Source organism: Cytobacillus sp. Bva_UNVM-123, assembly GCF_046351715.2.
In the GTDB taxonomy this organism is placed as follows: Bacteria; Bacillota; Bacilli; order Bacillales; family Cytobacillaceae; genus Cytobacillus.
In genome coordinates this window covers 4,410,069-4,426,514 of record NZ_CM177772.1, presented here as the reverse complement: position 1 = coordinate 4,426,514, position 16,446 = coordinate 4,410,069, and the positions used below count along the sequence as shown (strand labels likewise).

At 33.9% G+C, this 16,446-nt stretch carries 18 protein-coding genes; 13 read left to right on the top strand and 5 right to left on the bottom strand.

Translation table 11 applies throughout. The features are described from left to right. Positions 1-121: 121 nt before the first annotated feature. A complete protein-coding gene (locus KDN24_RS22760) occupies positions 122-856 on the bottom strand; it encodes a DUF3888 domain-containing protein (protein ID WP_409973964.1) in 735 nt (244 codons plus the stop codon). Between the two features lie 279 nt (positions 857-1,135). Between KDN24_RS22760 and KDN24_RS22755 the strand changes: the two genes are divergently transcribed. From KDN24_RS22755 to KDN24_RS22720, 8 genes are all read left to right on the top strand, one after another. Next, the gene (locus tag KDN24_RS22755) at positions 1,136-1,948 is read left to right on the top strand and encodes an MBL fold metallo-hydrolase (protein ID WP_409973965.1); all 813 of its coding nucleotides are present in this window, start codon (positions 1,136-1,138) and stop codon (positions 1,946-1,948) included. A 196-nt stretch (positions 1,949-2,144) separates the two neighbouring features. Beyond that, positions 2,145-2,642, top strand: coding sequence for a glutathione peroxidase (locus tag KDN24_RS22750; RefSeq protein WP_409973966.1), 498 nt, complete (start codon positions 2,145-2,147; stop codon positions 2,640-2,642). Beyond that, the gene (locus KDN24_RS22745) at positions 2,626-3,078 is read left to right on the top strand and encodes a YrvL family regulatory protein (RefSeq protein WP_409973967.1); all 453 of its coding nucleotides are present in this window, start codon (positions 2,626-2,628) and stop codon (positions 3,076-3,078) included. Before KDN24_RS22750 ends, KDN24_RS22745 begins: the two co-directional genes overlap by 17 nt. Positions 3,079-3,232: 154 nt before the next feature. Further along, entirely contained in the window at positions 3,233-3,739 is a 507-nt protein-coding gene (locus KDN24_RS22740; protein WP_491348177.1) for a YoqH family protein, read from the top strand. A 491-nt stretch (positions 3,740-4,230) separates the two neighbouring features. Further along, positions 4,231-5,082 carry a CPBP family intramembrane glutamic endopeptidase gene (locus KDN24_RS22735; RefSeq protein ID WP_409973969.1) on the top strand — a complete coding sequence of 284 codons (852 nt, stop codon included), beginning with the start codon at positions 4,231-4,233 and terminating at the stop codon, positions 5,080-5,082. A gap of 304 nt (positions 5,083-5,386) precedes the next feature. Then, positions 5,387-5,857, top strand: coding sequence for an inner membrane protein YiaA (gene yiaA / locus KDN24_RS22730; RefSeq protein WP_409973970.1), 471 nt, complete (start codon positions 5,387-5,389; stop codon positions 5,855-5,857). 492 nt (positions 5,858-6,349) lie between these two features. Next, complete coding sequence (locus tag KDN24_RS22725; protein WP_409973971.1) at positions 6,350-7,030, top strand: response regulator transcription factor; 681 nt, start codon at positions 6,350-6,352, stop codon at positions 7,028-7,030. After that, positions 7,027-8,868, top strand: coding sequence for a sensor histidine kinase (locus tag KDN24_RS22720; protein ID WP_409973972.1), 1,842 nt, complete (start codon positions 7,027-7,029; stop codon positions 8,866-8,868). The genes KDN24_RS22725 and KDN24_RS22720 overlap by 4 nt, the downstream gene beginning before the upstream one ends. 54 nt (positions 8,869-8,922) lie before the next feature. Here the strand turns inward: KDN24_RS22720 and KDN24_RS22715 are convergent, their stop codons facing one another. Continuing rightward, entirely contained in the window at positions 8,923-9,645 is a 723-nt protein-coding gene (locus KDN24_RS22715) for an N-acetylmuramoyl-L-alanine amidase family protein (protein WP_409973973.1), read from the bottom strand. 310 nt (positions 9,646-9,955) lie between these two features. On the opposite strand from KDN24_RS22715, the gene KDN24_RS22710 reads away from it, so the two are divergent. From KDN24_RS22710 to KDN24_RS22695, 4 genes are all read left to right on the top strand, one after another. After that, entirely contained in the window at positions 9,956-10,201 is a 246-nt protein-coding gene (locus tag KDN24_RS22710) for a helix-turn-helix transcriptional regulator (RefSeq protein WP_409974331.1), read from the top strand. Beyond that, positions 10,191-10,541, top strand: coding sequence for a DUF2178 domain-containing protein (locus KDN24_RS22705; protein ID WP_409973974.1), 351 nt, complete (start codon positions 10,191-10,193; stop codon positions 10,539-10,541). The genes KDN24_RS22710 and KDN24_RS22705 overlap by 11 nt, the downstream gene beginning before the upstream one ends. Before the next feature lie 522 nt (positions 10,542-11,063). Next, a complete protein-coding gene (locus KDN24_RS22700; protein WP_409973975.1) occupies positions 11,064-11,648 on the top strand; it encodes a TetR/AcrR family transcriptional regulator in 585 nt (194 codons plus the stop codon). Continuing rightward, the gene (locus tag KDN24_RS22695; RefSeq protein ID WP_409973976.1) at positions 11,648-12,049 is read left to right on the top strand and encodes a DUF5367 family protein; all 402 of its coding nucleotides are present in this window, start codon (positions 11,648-11,650) and stop codon (positions 12,047-12,049) included. Before KDN24_RS22700 ends, KDN24_RS22695 begins: the two co-directional genes overlap by 1 nt. 149 nt (positions 12,050-12,198) lie before the next feature. Here KDN24_RS22695 and KDN24_RS22690 read toward each other — a convergent pair whose 3' ends face one another. The 3 genes from KDN24_RS22690 to pdxR all read right to left on the bottom strand — a co-directional run bounded on the left by KDN24_RS22690 (position 12,199) and on the right by pdxR (position 15,697). After that, complete coding sequence (locus KDN24_RS22690) at positions 12,199-13,599, bottom strand: DUF4179 domain-containing protein (RefSeq protein WP_409973977.1); 1,401 nt, start codon at positions 13,597-13,599, stop codon at positions 12,199-12,201. Further along, a complete protein-coding gene (locus KDN24_RS22685; protein ID WP_409973978.1) occupies positions 13,584-14,153 on the bottom strand; it encodes a sigma-70 family RNA polymerase sigma factor in 570 nt (189 codons plus the stop codon). The genes KDN24_RS22690 and KDN24_RS22685 overlap by 16 nt, the downstream gene beginning before the upstream one ends. 164 nt (positions 14,154-14,317) lie before the next feature. Continuing rightward, positions 14,318-15,697 (bottom strand): MocR-like pyridoxine biosynthesis transcription factor PdxR, encoded by a 1,380-nt coding sequence (gene pdxR, locus KDN24_RS22680; protein ID WP_409973979.1) that lies wholly within the window; start codon positions 15,695-15,697, stop codon positions 14,318-14,320. A gap of 96 nt (positions 15,698-15,793) precedes the next feature. Here pdxR and KDN24_RS22675 point away from each other — a divergent pair, with 96 nt between their 5' ends. Further along, positions 15,794-16,408 carry an FMN-binding negative transcriptional regulator gene (locus tag KDN24_RS22675; protein WP_409973980.1) on the top strand — a complete coding sequence of 205 codons (615 nt, stop codon included), beginning with the start codon at positions 15,794-15,796 and terminating at the stop codon, positions 16,406-16,408. Positions 16,409-16,446: the final 38 nt, after the last annotated feature.

Below are 16,446 nucleotides of genomic sequence, written 5' to 3'. Positions count from 1 at the left end.
TTTGAAGATTGCCCAATTTCTCAGAATGAAAATTGGGCTTTGTTAATATTGATTTCCATAACGTTGTAAATTTACATTTTGCTGGCAGGCAAAGTGATAGGTCTTGAGTTTCGAAATTTTTTTATTGCTGCCTTGCTTTTTTATAAGAATTATTTCTTAATCCTATCTTAGTCCATTCTTCTTTTGGAATGCCTCTATGTTTATAATCAACAACCTTAATTTGGCTACCTTGAATTTGAAAAGTAATTGTTTCTTCACCATAAGGTGGATTATGTGCCCCCTCAAAAGTTTGAACTTGAACAGTTACATTTAAGTTGAAATTTGTCTCATCTCTCTCTATTTTAAGGATTTTCTCGAATCCCCGATCCCACAGTTTAGGTTTATAATATGTTTCAATAGCTTTACTTATTGGGTCGACTAAGCGTTCAATCAATGCTTCTTTAAGTAATTGTTTTGGAACGGGTATTCGGTTAATTTTCTTTCTCTTAACATCAACAATTTTCCACATATCTTTTAATGGGCCACTTGTTTGTTTTTCAACAGTATAAAGTACATTAGTTCCATCTTCTTTCCAAAGGTGAACATAACCTTTGTTACCCTTGATATATAGTCGTGGTTCATTAATCCATTCTTCCTCCAACTGAATAATTGTAAAATATAATTGGGCAAGTGGTGTTATTTTATAACCCAGCTGATTAAAATCACCAAATCCATAGAGTCGATAACCTGTTAGGTCAATATCGAAATTCATACTACCATTGTTGCCTTTTTGCATAGTTGCATAGGATGTGTAAGGCACTAAAATACTCATAAGAAGTACAGCAATTACAGAAATTGCGGATAATTTTGGTCTCATATTCAATCACCTCTATAATATATTGTGACAACTGAGGTGAATATATTTTTTACTCAGGAGAATAAACTTGTTCCAGAAAAGGGCACGTTTATTTAGAAACACGTCTTTTTTATTAACGGGCCATTTAAGCCGATAAAATACAGGTCTTTATTATTCATCACTTGAATATGATCGCCTATTCATGTTATTTAAGTTGATAATGGGCAGGTTTGTATAAAGGAGGATTTTTGCTATGAAGACAGAAGTTGTTTATGAAACGTAAAAAAGGAGAGGAAATAATTGATCCAATTTAAAAATAAAGATTTTACAATTTTTGAAAGTCAATTATTCAAAACGACATCTGTCGTCATACAAACAGACGATTGTATAATTGTGGTTGATCCAACATGGCTTCCAAACGAGGTAGAGGAAATAAGACAGCATATGAATAACATTAAACAGAATAAGCAAATCTATCTTCTTTTTACTCACTCAGATTGGGATCATATACTAGGATATGGTGCTTTTCCAGATGCCATCATCATTGCAAGTAAAGGTTTAAAAGAGGTGAAAGATAAAGAAAGTATACTGGAACAAATAAGAGGGTTTGATGATAAATATTATATAGATCGCCATTATCCCATTCTCTACCCTAAAGTGGATATAGTCGTTAGAGAGGATGGGCAAGTATTCAATATTGGTAAAACCACCCTTACCTTTTATAAAGCGGATGGGCACACAGATGATGGTATTTTTACAATCATAGAACCATTAGGAATTTGGATTGCTGGTGATTATTTGTCAGATATTGAATTCCCATATATTTATTTCAGTAGTGAAAAGTATGAGGAAACATTGAAAAAAACGGATGGGATTTTAACTAAACATGACATACGTTTTCTTGTTCCGGGTCACGGGCATGTAACAGGAAATAGAGAAGAAATGAACAAACGAAAAGAGGAGTCCTTACGATATATTAAAGATGTAAGAAGTGCGATTGAATCTGAAGGTGATAGTTTTTATTTAATAGAAGGCTATTCCTATTTAAGAGGAATGAGAGCCTTTCATGAAGGGAATATCAATTTAATAAAAAAGGAACAAAACAGAAAATAAAATCAGTGATCTTTGAAATGGAAAATGTCATAGAAATGTACATGCAAGTAAATAATGTCTCCCAGTTTGGTAACCTAGTATTAGCTATGTCTTGGGGAGAAGACCTTTTAGATGCTACTGTCACAGGATTAACTGGCAGAATGAAGAAGGATAATTGACTTCGATTGAAGAAATTTTATTATGAGGTGAGACATAAATGAGCGTGTATGACTTTATAGTTAAGAAAATCGACGGACAGACAGAGCCGTTGTCTCGTTACGAAGGAAAAGTTGTCCTTATCGTCAATACGGCGAGCAAGTGTGGCTTTACACCACAGTATAAAGGGTTACAAGCGTTGTATGATAAGTACCGTGATTTAGGATTGGAGATTTTAGGATTTCCTTGTAATCAATTTGGTCAACAGGAACCAGGAACGAACAAGGAAATTCAGCAGTTTTGCGATTTGAATTACAATGTGAGCTTTCCAATGTTTGCAAAAGTAGACGTTAATGGTGTGAATGCAGACCCACTTTATCAATACATAAAAAAGGAGGCTAAAGGTGCATTAGGTTCACAGGCAGTCAAATGGAATTTTACAAAATTTTTAGTAGACCGAAAAGGGAACGTGGTAAAGCGTTTTGCTCCACAGACAGAACCGGAAAAACTGAGAGTTGAAATAGAAGAATTATTGAAACTAAATGGCAGAACAAAGTGATGATTCATTTAAAAATATGAATATGAAAGATAAAATAGCAACAGTTATTGGAATTACGCTCTTAATGGTTCTAGTAATCGGATTTATATTTGGAATTTACCTTTTTGGATTTGCAGGCATTTTTAAATTACTAGGTGTTCATTATCAGTCTAATTGGTCATTGGCTATATTTGTTGCCAGTTTCTATATTTTGGGATTATTGGTTGACTTGATTTTTGATGCTTTTGCTAAACTGACCGTTGAAAAAGTAAAGGGAAATGTAAATGCATTTTTTATTCAATTACTTTTTGGATTTGCGTCAAACTGGCTCGTTCTTTTTACAGTGGATGCGTTTATGGAAAGTGTCACCCTTATCTTGGAAACGAAGTTTATAATCGCATTATTACTGGCCGTATTGGAACCAATATTTGATAACAAAAAAGAGAAAATTAGATAAATTTATATCGCTAAGCGTTCTTTTTTGATTAAGTTAGTGGGGAGATTGAAATAATTTTCATAAAGCAATCGGGCAGTTATCCTCAAGGAAAATATAGGACGAATTTTCGGAGATGGGATTGGATAAACTATCCTCATATTATGGGGTGGTTAAGTTGTATAAAATATTAAAGTGTTTAATGGTATGTCTCGTTCTAATTTTATTTTATTCGGGAGCATCTCAGGCACAAACTCTCCCACAAGTGTCCTATCCCTGCAGTGTGGTTCTTCAACCGGTAAGGGATATTCCTAATGCTCTCGGCACTGCTTTAATTGCTCAAGTAAAAAAGCCTTATACCGATTCACAAACCAGTCCTCTAAGAATACGGAAGAGCGTGGGAATCTATGCTGATTGGCTTCCGTTCCCATCTACATTTGGAGATTATGACCAATATGAAGGCTTCGCCCAAATATCTGGTATCATCAGTTGGCGATTTAAGATGTATCTAGTAAAGGAAGCCCCTCCAAGCTGGTTTGGCGGAACTTCTTGGGTAGGCAAATTTGACGAGATATCCTCAGAACTTCCCGAGAATACACACGTGCAAATACGCCTTTCTAACTCAAAAACCAATAAGTTAGGACCTGCAATTTTACAAAACACCTTAAATAGATGCCGTAACTAAAAGGGACGTTTTTTAAGTTAACTATTTTAATGAATAGGGCTTTTCCCATAGATCATAGTTACTCCATAAAAGAGCGCAATTCTGCAGGAAGAATTACGCTCTTTCTTTTATGTTAAGGGACATTAACCTGCCACTACCCCAACAAGGATGTTTAATTTTTTTATTCCTTAATTCTCCTTCAAAGTACGCATTAGATACGTAGAATCCCTGTTTTGCAAAAGAGTAAGTATTTTCAAAGAGAACCGTGTAGTAAATCGGATTTTTTCTTAAAAAATACATTATGCAACACTAGTGCAACCTCAAGTTGACAAAGTGTCATTCTGAAGTGATAGATTACATCCTCGTGCATAAATAAAATATTGTTAAAGAACATGAAAGGAGTTATGCATGGTTTACTTTTGTAAATGAGTAAGAATGATGACAAAAGTTCATCGACACGATGAAAGCAAAAAATGTAAATCAATTAATAGGCTTATAGGAGGAAATAAGATATGAAATGGGTGCTTTTGGTGCTCGCAGGATGGTCAACATTAACCGGAGGGCTGTTCTTAGGCTCTCTTTCTGGTGGAATGGCTGCACAATTATTCAGTTTATCAAGAAATTCTCAGTTATTAGTTCAGGGTCTTGTGATGAGTGGGTTGGTTGTTCCCGTTATTTTGTATTTATATAAACATGTCTATCGCATGACTGGTGATAAACCTAAAATACCAGTATATTCATGGAAAAAACTATATCACTTTATTACTGGTGTTCTATTGGCAATGGCACTGGCTTCATTGGGTTTCATTATAGCTGCTTACCTTGGATGGATTGTTATTGAAAAATGGCATGCCCCTGATCAGTGGTTTGCTGCACTACTCATAAATATTGTCATTGCTTTTTTTTATGAAGCTTTGCCAGAGGAATTAGCAATGCGGGGTATGCTATTTGATGTCTTACGTCACAAGTTTGCCGCTTGGTTAGCAGTATTGTTTCAAACATTATTATTCTTATCTGTCCCATTAGCAGTTTCCCAGATTCAAGCACTCGTTGGGCTTACCCCCGGAAACTTCATTAATATGCCTTATATCATATTAATTCTATGCTTTGGAATATGTTTACAATTGATCCGTATTTGGACAAAAAGTCTCTGGGCGACAATTGGCTTTCACCTCGGATACTTAGAAATCGCCAGGTTTGTAATTTGGCCAGATGGATATGGTGCATCGCCAATTATCACTTACCACGATGCAGAACTTGGACTCGGTGGGGTGTTTATCTCGATTGGTATGATTGTAGTTGGGGGAATCATTGTATCACTTATAATAATAGGAGTAAAGCGTATTATATGGAAAAGTGTATAATTCGAACCAATTCGTTTCCTTTTTATAGAATCATTGTTCGACTATCAAATGGCTTTTAACACTAATGATAATTGAAATACTATGTGAACTTGGCAGATTAAGTTGGTTTTAAAACAACTTTAATCCTTATATACGAGCACTAAGAAAAACTCCGTTTTGGACACAATGGCCAAAATGGAGTTTTTCTTTTGAGAGGGAAATTAATTATAAATACATCTGTTATTTGTAAGAAAATTCTATATAATAGTTGTAGGTAAGAGCACTACAGTGTTTTTTTTGTTTTAAAGAAGGGGTGAAACATTGAATGTCCAATGATAATGAGGTTTTATTAGATAAAGGAAAACGAACTGATCCTAAAGTAAAAGAAATTAGGAAAGATGGAGAACCGACATCGGCCTTCAAAGGGGCTTCTTGGGCAGCGCTATTAATAGGGGTTACATCTTATCTTATCGGTTTGTATAACGCAAATATGGAACTGAACGAAAAAGGCTATTACTTTGCCATATTAGTGTTCGGCCTTTATTCAGCGATCTCTTTACAAAAAGCAGTTAGAGATAAGGATGAGGGGATACCCGTAACAAATATTTATTATGGTATTAGTTGGTTTGCCCTTATTGTCTCCATTTCATTAATGGCCATCGGTTTATACAATGCAGGAAGTATTATTTTAAGCGAAAAAGGATTTTATGGGATGGCTTTTGTTCTTAGTATATTTGCAGCCATAACGATTCAAAAGAATATAAGAGATACACAGAGGGCAAGAGAAAAAGAGTAGGTGAATGAATTTTTATTGACAGTTGAAATGAGAATTTTTTCGTGTCTCATTCGATTAACAGGATCTTTTATTCAATAAGGCTTTGCCATTATCTTCTGCCAAAGGGCGCGTTTACTTAGGAACGCGTCTTTTTTTATATTCGTAAGCAAATTGAAGTTTTTACAAAAAAGTGTTTCTTATCAACTAATAATTCGTTTAATATAATATACATAAATTCGCGCTTTTTTACGCAATATTTGTATTAAAACAGAGGGTATGTGTATTTAAATTATTAAAAAGCTAAGCTGAGCCAAAATTGTTTGTCAGCCTTGCCTTTTTTGTTCCAATTATTAGGCTATTGTTATAAAGATAATATCAAGATTTTGAAAGGACATTGCCTCCAAATGTAACGTACATTAAGATGATAACGAACCTTTTAGAAGTAGGTTGATTGACTGTAATTTAATTATAGGTTTGAATACTATATGGAATAATCGAGTGAGGGTATAAAGCATGACGAAAAATATATTAATCGTAGAAGATGAAGATATTTTACGAGAAATTCTTAAAGATTATTTTCTGAATGAAGGTTATTCAGTTTTAGAAGCGATTGATGGAGAAGAAGCAATGGAATTGTTTGAGGAAAATGAATTTCATTTAATTATACTTGACATTATGCTACCGAAATTGGATGGCTGGTCTATCTGTCGTCGAATAAGAAAGACTTCAAATATTCCAATCATTATGCTAACTGCGCGGGTAGATGAAGATGATACATTATTAGGTTTTGAACTAGGGGCGGATGACTATGTGACGAAGCCTTATAATCCATTAGTTTTATTAGCGCGTGCAAAAAGATTATTGCATAATCGGGATATAAAAAATCATTTAAGTACGGATTATATTGAAAGCAGTGGCATACGAATTCATATGCCATCTCGGACAGTGAAGGTAAATAATGAAGAGATTTCTTTCACACATACCGAATATGAAATGCTATTGTATTTGATGAAGAATAAAGGAATTGTCCTAACTAGGGAGCAACTCATAACGAAAGTATGGGGTTATGAACTTATTGAAGATGATCGGACAATAAATAGTCATATGAGAAATTTACGAAATAAATTAGGTGATTATTCAACCTGTATTAAAACGATTGTACGAACAGGCTATAAATTTGAGGATATCCAATGATAAGAGGCATTGTTCTTAAATTATTCTTGTTAACGACTGCACTTTGTGTGCTTATTCTAGCGACGATATTTATCGGACAAACCATTTTTTTTAAACAATTTTATGTAAATAAAAAAGTAGAAGATTTAAAGACAAGTATTCATGCTTTTGAGAAAAGTTATTTAGAAAATGTAGATGATCTTCACAAAATTCAACAGCTTGAGAGAAGTTTTTCTGAAAAAAATAATGCGTGGATTACTATATTAGATGAGAATGGGAACTTGAAATATGAGAATGATTTTTTCATCGAAATTGAATTAAACGAATATTATCAGCGATTATATGACTTTAAAACTGTTAAAGCCCCTTTATATATGATTGATAATTTTGAAGAGGGCAATTTGCAGCAGTCCTCAGAATCTTTAATTAATCAAGGGGAAGCTTATATATTCGGAATTTTAAGAGGCTCTCAAATCATTCCTGTTGATATGATAATTGAAGGTGAATTAGAAGATACGAATTCTGGAGCATGGAAGGAACCAGTGAATTATAAAAACAAGTTACTTATTAATCTAACAGGTGATCCAGTAAGCATATTAAAAGAGAATCGCGTATCGATGAAAGAGTCAAAATTTGTTGGTATTGGTGGTAAAATTAGGAATATAGAATTTCCAGAAAGGAATACATTATCAAGTGTTATTTATTCCAATTCTTTATTTTTGGATCAAATTCGAGATTTTCAAAACAAGATTTTATTGAATGACACGTATTCTTTTGATCCATCGATGCAAATTACTGAATATGAACAAAATGATATTAAATATAATATTTTAATTAAGCCAATAAAACAATTAGATGGGAATATTTCTTATATCTATTCGATGACATCGTTGCAGCCTGTAGATGAAGCTATTCAAATGATAGAAGAATATTATGTATATATTATTGCTTTTGTTTTCATATTAATTCTACTTGCTTCCTTTTACTATTCTAGAAAAATTGCTAAGCCATTATTAAGAATCAATCGAACGACGAAAAAAATGGCTAACTTAGATTTCTCCGAGACCATTTCCGTTCATTCCAAGGATGAAATAGGAGATTTGTCACGTAATATTAACTCTCTTTCATATAAATTGAGTACGTATATTGAGCAGCTACAACATGATATTGAGAAAGAAAAGAAACTCGAGAATACGAGGAAAGAGTTCATTTCGGGTGTCTCACATGAATTAAAAACACCATTAAGTATTATGAAAAGCTGCATCACTATTTTGAGAGGTCAAGTAGCGACCCATAAAAAGGAATACTATTTCAATGCTATGGAAAAAGAAGTTGATAAGATGGACCTAATGATTGTAGATATGCTTGAATTAGCAAAGTATGAATCTGGGACGTATAAAATGCAAATGAATTCATTTTATATTGATGAATTAATGGAAGAAATGTGTGAAAAGCTATCACATGAAATAAAAGCAAAGCAATTGCAAGTGGAAGCATCATTATTATCTATAGAAGTAGTAGCGAACAAAAATCGAATTGAACAAGTTCTTACTAATTTTATGACGAATGCTATCCGTTATACTCCTAATGGGGAAAGAATATGTATTGTGACTGAAAAAAAAGAAACAACAGTGAAAATAAGTATAGAGAATAAAGGTGCACACATTGAGGATGATTTAATAGAAAAAGTATGGGATCGTTTCTACCGTGTTGATACTTCGAGAAAGAGGTCGATAGGCGGCACTGGATTAGGACTTGCTATCTCTAAGAATATTTTGCAATTACATAATGTAGATTATGGTGTTTGCAATACAGAAGATGGGGTGCAATTTTATTTCTATTTACAAATAAATGAATAGACAAAAGCGGTCATAGAACTACTCAATAAAGGAGTTATCCCTATGACCGCTTTTTTATTCTGAAAAGAATTCAATAACACCATCGACAATTGCCTTTGTAGAGTTCGTTTGAAATTCTTCTGAAATCATTCGTATTTCATCTTCTTCGTTAGATGTAAATCCTAGCTCTAATAAAATTGCAGGCTTAGAATTATTTTTTAGAATATAAAAATCACTATCTTTAATGCCCCTATCACGTGTTTGTATATTTTGTCTAAAAATAGATTGCTGCATGATTTTTGCTAATTTTTTATTATCCTTAAGATGTGAACTATAGTGTGTAGTAATACCTTTCACATCACGATCAGTAAAGGCATCATGATGGATGCTCATAAAAAGGTCTGCAGAAGAAGCGTCGGCAAGCTCGATTCGTTTCTGTAATGAATCCTTTTGATTGTTGCCTGGATTCGAATCATCTTCACGAGTTAATACAACAGTAGCACGAGTTCTTTTTTCAAGTTCTTGTTTAATGTTATGTGCAACTGTAAGATTTAAATCCTTTTCAATCGTTTCATATGATAGCCCAACCGTGCCTCTGTCAAAACCACCATGTCCCGCATCAATTACAATTGTTTTTCCTTCCAATAGTTCTGGATGATTGCTATCTGCTTTTAATTCATCACTTTGTTTAGCGTTAAGTAGAAATATGGGTTTTTTCATATCGCTTTTATAGACAATGAATAGTAAGCAAAGAAATAGGATAGAAATAATAAAGAATACTAGATTTTTTTTTCTCATTAAGGTTTACTCTCCTTCTCTATCAATCTTTAGATTTGAAATAATCGTAAGATAGTTAGATAAAGATAGAATAAAGAAGGAGTAAAGGTGGAATAAATGAATGGGTATCATAAAATACACCACCAAAAACCATATATTACACTAGATCGATATGTGAACCTGACGGAATCATCAAATTCGTCAGGTTCTTTCTGCATTTTGGCTCTTGTTAAATCAAAGTAATCTAAGAAAATATAAAGGTATTTGACTCTTTTATATAAGTTTACTTTACTTTTGTAATAAGTTAATTTATAATTTGATTCAAGAGGTGATGGTCGTGAAGAAAGATTTTGGTGATTCGATATCAAATAGGGTTTATGAATATCGTGTACTTGCCAGAATGTCTCAGCAAGAATTAGCAGAGAAAGTCGGGGTTTCCAAACAAACCATCTTCGTAATGGAAAAAGGAAATTATGTTCCGACTCTGCTGTTGGCTTTTCGAATTGCCGAATTTTTTAATGTTGATGTAAACGAAATATTTACTTATGTGAAAGGAAATGATCAAAATGGAAATTAAGTCTATCTCAGATATCCCTAACGCAATTTTTTACCCTTTAAAGTCCTGGGCTGAACAATCTCCGGGAAATTGGAATATTCTCATTGGAGTTGGTTTTTTACTGCTTATGGGTAGTGCGATTTTTGCCTATAAATTTCATAAGAAGATGGGGCCAGACGATGAACGGACAAATAAAATCTCTTTGAAAAGCTGTTACTGTATGTTTTTGGCAATTGTTCTATGCGACATAATTTTTCCTAAAGACTATATGTGGAACATCTTTTTCATGTTCAAATATACGTTGGTATTTTTAGCTGGTGGAATTTACCTTGCCGTCCAATATAAAAAGGATTTTATTTAGAAAAAACGAAAAGGCATGAGTCCAGTTAAATACCGAACTCATGCCCAAGTATCTGCATAAAACCTTTCTAACATTTTTGGTCTCACTTACAGCGAAATGGTTACTTATCTTTCGCTCCATTTCGGATTTCATCAGCTGAAACCTTAATTTCTAGTTCTTCTATTAAACCTTCCAAACCCTTAAGACTATTGATATGATAGAGGACTAAGATGATTATAGATTCTTAGTTGAGTCAAATAATTACCCCTCTTTCATATTGTCCCAAATGCGAGTCAGTACCTAACTTCTATAAACATGGTAAAAAGGTTGATGAAAAGGCTGTACGAAACATCTTTAATGACTATGTTGCAGAAATTGAAGCACAAACAGATTTTAGAACTCCCAAATGGCTCCATAATTTTAAACATTTTATTAACTACTTCGAGAAAGTATTACCCTTAGGCTGTATTATTTAATTGCAAGTATTGGTTTTAGTTGTTAACATATAGTTAGTTAGTTGAATAACTAAGAGGTGATAGTATAATGGCAAAACCAAATGTGGTAAATAAGGAAGATTTAATTAAATATGCAAAGGAGTGTTTGGTTGATAAAGGCATTGAAAAATTCACCTTAAGAGCAGTGGCTGAGACGGCAGGAGTTACACAAGGTACAATTTATTACCATTTTAGAACGAAGGAACAGTTGTTATTAGATATCGTCCAGAATATATGCGAAACTAGTTGGCAAGAAATATCTCAACGTAATGATCATATGATTGATCATGCTATTGCATCAGCTAAAAGTCGTTGCTCATATGATTCGCATTTTCATAAATTATTTTTTTCATTAGTTGCTTCAAGTTTTAATAACGTGGAAATAAGAGGTAAACTTGCTGAAATTATAATAACAGAAAATGAAGCTTTAACTGGGAATTTATCAAACTTATGGACAGATACACCGATAGAAGGGGTTTCACTTGAGACATGGGGAATATTATTAAATGCTATTGTTGACGGATTGGCTGTACAGGCATTATTACAAAAAGATTTTCCGATCGAAAAAACATATAAGGAATTCGCGCAACTAATTAGTGGACTTAATAATTTGGTAAGGAAGGAGGACAAGTAGTGAAAGTCTATTTATTCACGGCAATGTGGGGAGGTTTCGTGTGGTTATTTGCAACAATATTTTTTAAGTTTTTTGGAGAACATGTTCTTTTCAGTCCAGGCACAAATGATTTCATTATCAGCATTATCCTATTATTAGTTGGCACATCAGCTCTATTGTTCGGTATTACATATGTGTATCTATTATTCGATAAAACAAATAATGCAGCGTTAAAGTTCGGAGTATTTGGTACAATTATTGGTTTAGCATTAGACACTTTTTCTTTATCTAATCATCATCTAGTTTTTCCAAACTTAAATGATTCACAGGTTATTGCTTTCACCGCATGGATGTCCTTTGCATATGCTTTATATTTATTTATCCCGTTAATGATTAACCAAAAAAGGGGTCATCGAATATAGGAAAGGGTGCAAATGGCATATAAATAGAATTAGAGAATTATAATTACGAACGGATTTAGAAAAAACAAAAGGGCATGAGTCCAGTTGAAAACCGAACTCATGCCAAGTATCTGCTAAAACCCATGTCTAACATATTGACAGCTAAATTGTTATTTTACTTTCGTTCCATTTCGGATTTCATCAGCTGAAACCTTTATCTCTAGTTCTTCTATTAAATTAGGTGCTTTTTCTTGTACATATCTCACTGCTAACTCCTCATCTGGTAGATCAAGAAATAATTCTTCAACCATATACGTTTCGTTCCCTAAATACTTTCGCTCTTTTTCAATGCCACGAAATGATGTGCCATCTGCCCTTTCTAGCACAAGTGGTGAAAGGTTATCATAAAAAGCGAACTTACTTTTATATTCATACCGTATGACGGCAGAACCTGCTTCTTGTTCAATAGTAGTAATTTTCATTGTGCCTCTTTCACCAAGGTCGAGAATTTGGTTCTTTCCTTCATGCAAGCCGATGAAATTCTCCTGCATAGCAGTTGAATTCACGATATTCTTATTTTTGAATAGCTGGATTTTGAGTTCTTTTATCTGTTCATCAAGTGGTTCAAATAATAAATTTGCTTCCTGTAATGAATACCAGCGATTTTCTTGCTTGATTTGTGTTCCGGCCCATCCAAAGCTGTTGGCCACTTCTCTTATGACTCGATTGTCTTGATCAAGCAGGCGAATGGATAGCGATTCCGTTTCTTGGTTATTTTTATAAGGAATTTTGTACTGTAAGTTGATGACCGTTGAAATCGGACTTACACTTATTTTCTGCAGTTTTAGCTCTTCTTCTCCATAGGTTTGCTTTTTATTGATTGCGACTGTATCAACCATTGAAGTCTTTTTTATCGGGATCTCAAACAAAAATTTAAATTCCTTCTCCTTAGCTCCAAAAAAATCTGTCGTACCTTTATAAAGCAAATCTACTTTCATTTCATCTCGTATTTCTGCTGCTGTGTTCGTAAAAGTGGAGTAGCCGATCACTTCATAATCAGATATTTGTTTAAATTGATCACTCGAAAAAATAACTCCTTTTTGAATGCCATTGATGGGGATATAAGCATTAACCATACGGCTGGCATAATTCTTAATAGGCTTATCTGATTTAATGGCATAGCTAATGGAAAGTCTTTTCCCGTCATAAACAGCTTCCTGGATTTCCATGTTAATGCCATTTTCTTTTTTCTGCAGCTGAATAGTTTGCTTTTCCTCTATAGCTGCTCCTTTCAAACCGTTATCACCTAAAAATTGAAAGATCGATTCAAAGAAAGGGAGCTTTGATAGCGCCAAAACGGGGTTCAAAGAAAAATAGTTAGTCGCAAATAGCAATGTTATCGCGATTATTACTGGTGCTAAAGCTTTCCTCCAATTAGTAAAAATACGATGATGGGCCTTTTTTTCCTTAAGTAATGTATGTACTTGATGACGGTCATCCGCAGAAAATAATATTTCTGGAAAAAGCTCGCTATTTAAAACTCTCTTATCTTTATTCAGATCTCTTCCCATTCGAAATCCCTCTCTTCCATTAATTTTTTTAAATAGTCTCTACCTCTTTTAAGTCTTGTTTTGACTGTGTTTGCAGGAATTTTCAAAATGGAGGCTACTTCTTCGATCGAAAAATCTTTATAGTAATATAAGAAGATAACTTCCTTATATTTCGGTCTTAATGATAGTACAATCTTCTCCACTTGGGATTTCCGGTCTTTACTTAGTAGATCAACCTCAGGATTGCCTTCTGACCGAATTTCTTTTTCCATCTTTTCAAAAGAAAACATTCTTCTAAAATAACTGCTCTTTAAATAATCTTTACATTGATTAATGGTAATCCGATAGAGCCATGTTTTAATTGAAGAATCACCTTTAAACTGGTGTAAATGCTGATAACAAAGAATAAAAACGTTTTGAACGATATCTTTTGCTTGTGCCATGTCTTTTACGTAGGAAAAAGCTAATGAGGTTAATTCTGTACCATAATCGAGCATTAAATCTTCTATGACAGCATTCATATCTTTTCCACTTATAAATGTATAATTAACATCGCTTTTTTCCTCAAAATACAATCTATTTCACCCCGCTTTACTTCAAATTTCGTACTTAGACGATTAACTACACGATTCGGTTTCATTTGTTATTTATGAATAAATATTGTTTTTTGAAAGAAAAGCATTTTCTTAAAACAGATTTTGGATTTTGGCTTGTTAACACTAAGCTAGTTACGTGTTTTTTATAACCACGCTTTTTTCAAAAGCTCCACACCAAGCTGGATTTCCTCACATGAAAGATTACTAAAGCCAAGTTTAATCATTGGTTTTTCAGAATGATTTTTAATGAAATAGATTGAGGTTGGATACACTTTAACACCATAAAAGGAAGCTCTGCTTATTAGCCATTCTTCGGAATGTTTAAGGTGCACCTTGACTAATAGGTACAAGCCAGACTGCTCACCAATGATGGATATATTTTGAGCGAATTCTTTTTTTAATACTGATACTAAGCATTGCATTTTTCGTTTATAAACTAAACGCATTCGTTTAATGTGGCGATTCCATTCTCCTTCTTCCATAAATTTAGCCATTGAGAGCTGACTTAAAATAGAAGTGGTGCTTTCGAAATAAAGGAATTGTTTTTTGTAATGTTTTAAAAAGGGCTCTGGCAGCACCATATAGCTTAAACGGATTCCTGGAAGAAACGACTTTGAGAAATTTCCTAAATAGATGACCCTTGCTGAATCGATGGAAGCGAGAGCTGGAAATGGTTGTTGTGTATAGCGAAATTCACTATCATAATCATCTTCAATAATATATCCAAGCCTTTGATTAGCCCAATGAATGAGCGCATGCCGTTGTTGAATAGACATGCTAACCCCGTATGGACTGTGGTGGGAAGGGGCGACATAGATTAAACGTGATTTCATTTGATCCAATAGTGAAAAATCAGCGCTTGTTTCATTTACCGGTAATGTTTCAAGCGTAAAACCATTTATTTGAAAAGCCTTTCTCGCGCCATCATATCCAGGGTCCTCTACGATCAAGCTTGGGAATTCTTCCTTCAGTATAAGTCCAAGATATACTAGCATTTGCTGTGTACCGTTTCCGATCATAATGGCATGTGCATCAGTTTTCACCCCGCGTGATTGGAGTAAGTAAGTGGAAATTTGTTCGCGCAGGCACATCTCACCAAAGGGTTCACCATATCGATAGCTATCTTGTAACGTTAATACCTGATTGGCTACTCTTCTCCATATTTTTAAAGGGAAATGTGTTTGATCAACAGCACCTGCTCGGAAATCTATGAGGATAGGTGCTTCCGATGCGGTTTGCTGTATATTTGGTGGGATGAATTCCTCTTGGAAAAAGTAAGGCTCTAGTTGATTTGCAAAATAGCCTTTTCGTCCTTCTCCACGAATATACCCTTCAGCTACTAGCTGTTCATAAGCCATCAATGTCGTATTACGGCTTACTTGAAGGGAGTCTGCCAGTTGACGAATGGATGGCAATTGTTCATTGGCCTGTATGTCTCCTTGTTCAATGAATAATTTAAATTGCTCGTAGATTTGTTTGTATTTGGAAGAGTCATTCGTAAAAGTGAAAATGGTATTTTTCATTGTAATCTCCTCTGACATGTATATTTATTTATAATTGTACCTTTTTAAATGTCAGTTTGTATCGTATTATTTTTAAAACGATGAAGGAGGCTTTTTATGTATATCCCAAAGCATTTTGAAATGAGAGAATTAGCAGCAGTCTTCGATGTTATACAAGAAAATGGGTTTGCGACTTTGTTTTCTCAACATGATGGAATGCCATTCGCCACACATTTACCGTTAATGTTGGATAAGGAGAAGACCTACTTATATGGACATTTTGCACGGCCGAATCCGCAATGGAAAGACATTGAAAATCAAACAGTCTTAGCTGTTTTTCATGGTCCTCACTGTTATATATCCCCCTCTTGGTATGAGACAAATAAAGCTGTCCCAACATGGAATTATGTGACAGTTCATGTGTATGGCAAAGTTGAACTTATTGAGGATGAACAAGAATTAATAGATTCCTTGCATGACCTGGTATTGAAGTATGAAGCTCCAGATAGTTCATATAAACTGCAAGATGTAGATGCTAAGTTCCTCGACGGGATGAATAATGGAGTTTTAGGATTCAAAATAGAAATCAACAAGATAGAGGGGAAAGCAAAGTTAAGTCAAAATCATTCTTTTCTCCGGAAAAATCTAGTTATTAATCAACTGGAACAGAGCCCAAATATGGACGAAAAGAAGATTTCTTTATTAATGAAAGAAAGCTTAAACAAGAATTAATCATGCTTTCCTTTTAAATGGTTCCAACGATGTTTTCG

Excerpts from the sequence above, each read along its gene's own strand:
- KDN24_RS22760 (WP_409973964.1), bottom strand. The coding sequence starts at position 856 with ATGAGACCAAAATTATCCGCAATTTCTGTAATTGCTGTACTTCTTATG.
- KDN24_RS22750 (WP_409973966.1), top strand. The coding sequence starts at position 2,145 with ATGAGCGTGTATGACTTTATAGTTAAGAAAATCGACGGACAGACAGAG.
- KDN24_RS22745 (WP_409973967.1), top strand. The coding sequence starts at position 2,626 with ATGGCAGAACAAAGTGATGATTCATTTAAAAATATGAATATGAAAGAT.
- KDN24_RS22735 (WP_409973969.1), top strand. The coding sequence starts at position 4,231 with ATGAAATGGGTGCTTTTGGTGCTCGCAGGATGGTCAACATTAACCGGA.
- yiaA (WP_409973970.1), top strand. The coding sequence starts at position 5,387 with ATGTCCAATGATAATGAGGTTTTATTAGATAAAGGAAAACGAACTGAT.
- KDN24_RS22725 (WP_409973971.1), top strand. The coding sequence starts at position 6,350 with ATGACGAAAAATATATTAATCGTAGAAGATGAAGATATTTTACGAGAA.
- KDN24_RS22720 (WP_409973972.1), top strand. The coding sequence starts at position 7,027 with ATGATAAGAGGCATTGTTCTTAAATTATTCTTGTTAACGACTGCACTT.
- KDN24_RS22715 (WP_409973973.1), bottom strand. The coding sequence starts at position 9,645 with ATGAGAAAAAAAAATCTAGTATTCTTTATTATTTCTATCCTATTTCTT.
- KDN24_RS22710 (WP_409974331.1), top strand. The coding sequence starts at position 9,956 with ATGGTCGTGAAGAAAGATTTTGGTGATTCGATATCAAATAGGGTTTAT.
- KDN24_RS22705 (WP_409973974.1), top strand. The coding sequence starts at position 10,191 with ATGGAAATTAAGTCTATCTCAGATATCCCTAACGCAATTTTTTACCCT.
- KDN24_RS22700 (WP_409973975.1), top strand. The coding sequence starts at position 11,064 with ATGGCAAAACCAAATGTGGTAAATAAGGAAGATTTAATTAAATATGCA.
- KDN24_RS22690 (WP_409973977.1), bottom strand. The coding sequence starts at position 13,599 with ATGGGAAGAGATCTGAATAAAGATAAGAGAGTTTTAAATAGCGAGCTT.
- pdxR (WP_409973979.1), bottom strand. The coding sequence starts at position 15,697 with ATGAAAAATACCATTTTCACTTTTACGAATGACTCTTCCAAATACAAA.
- KDN24_RS22675 (WP_409973980.1), top strand. The coding sequence starts at position 15,794 with ATGTATATCCCAAAGCATTTTGAAATGAGAGAATTAGCAGCAGTCTTC.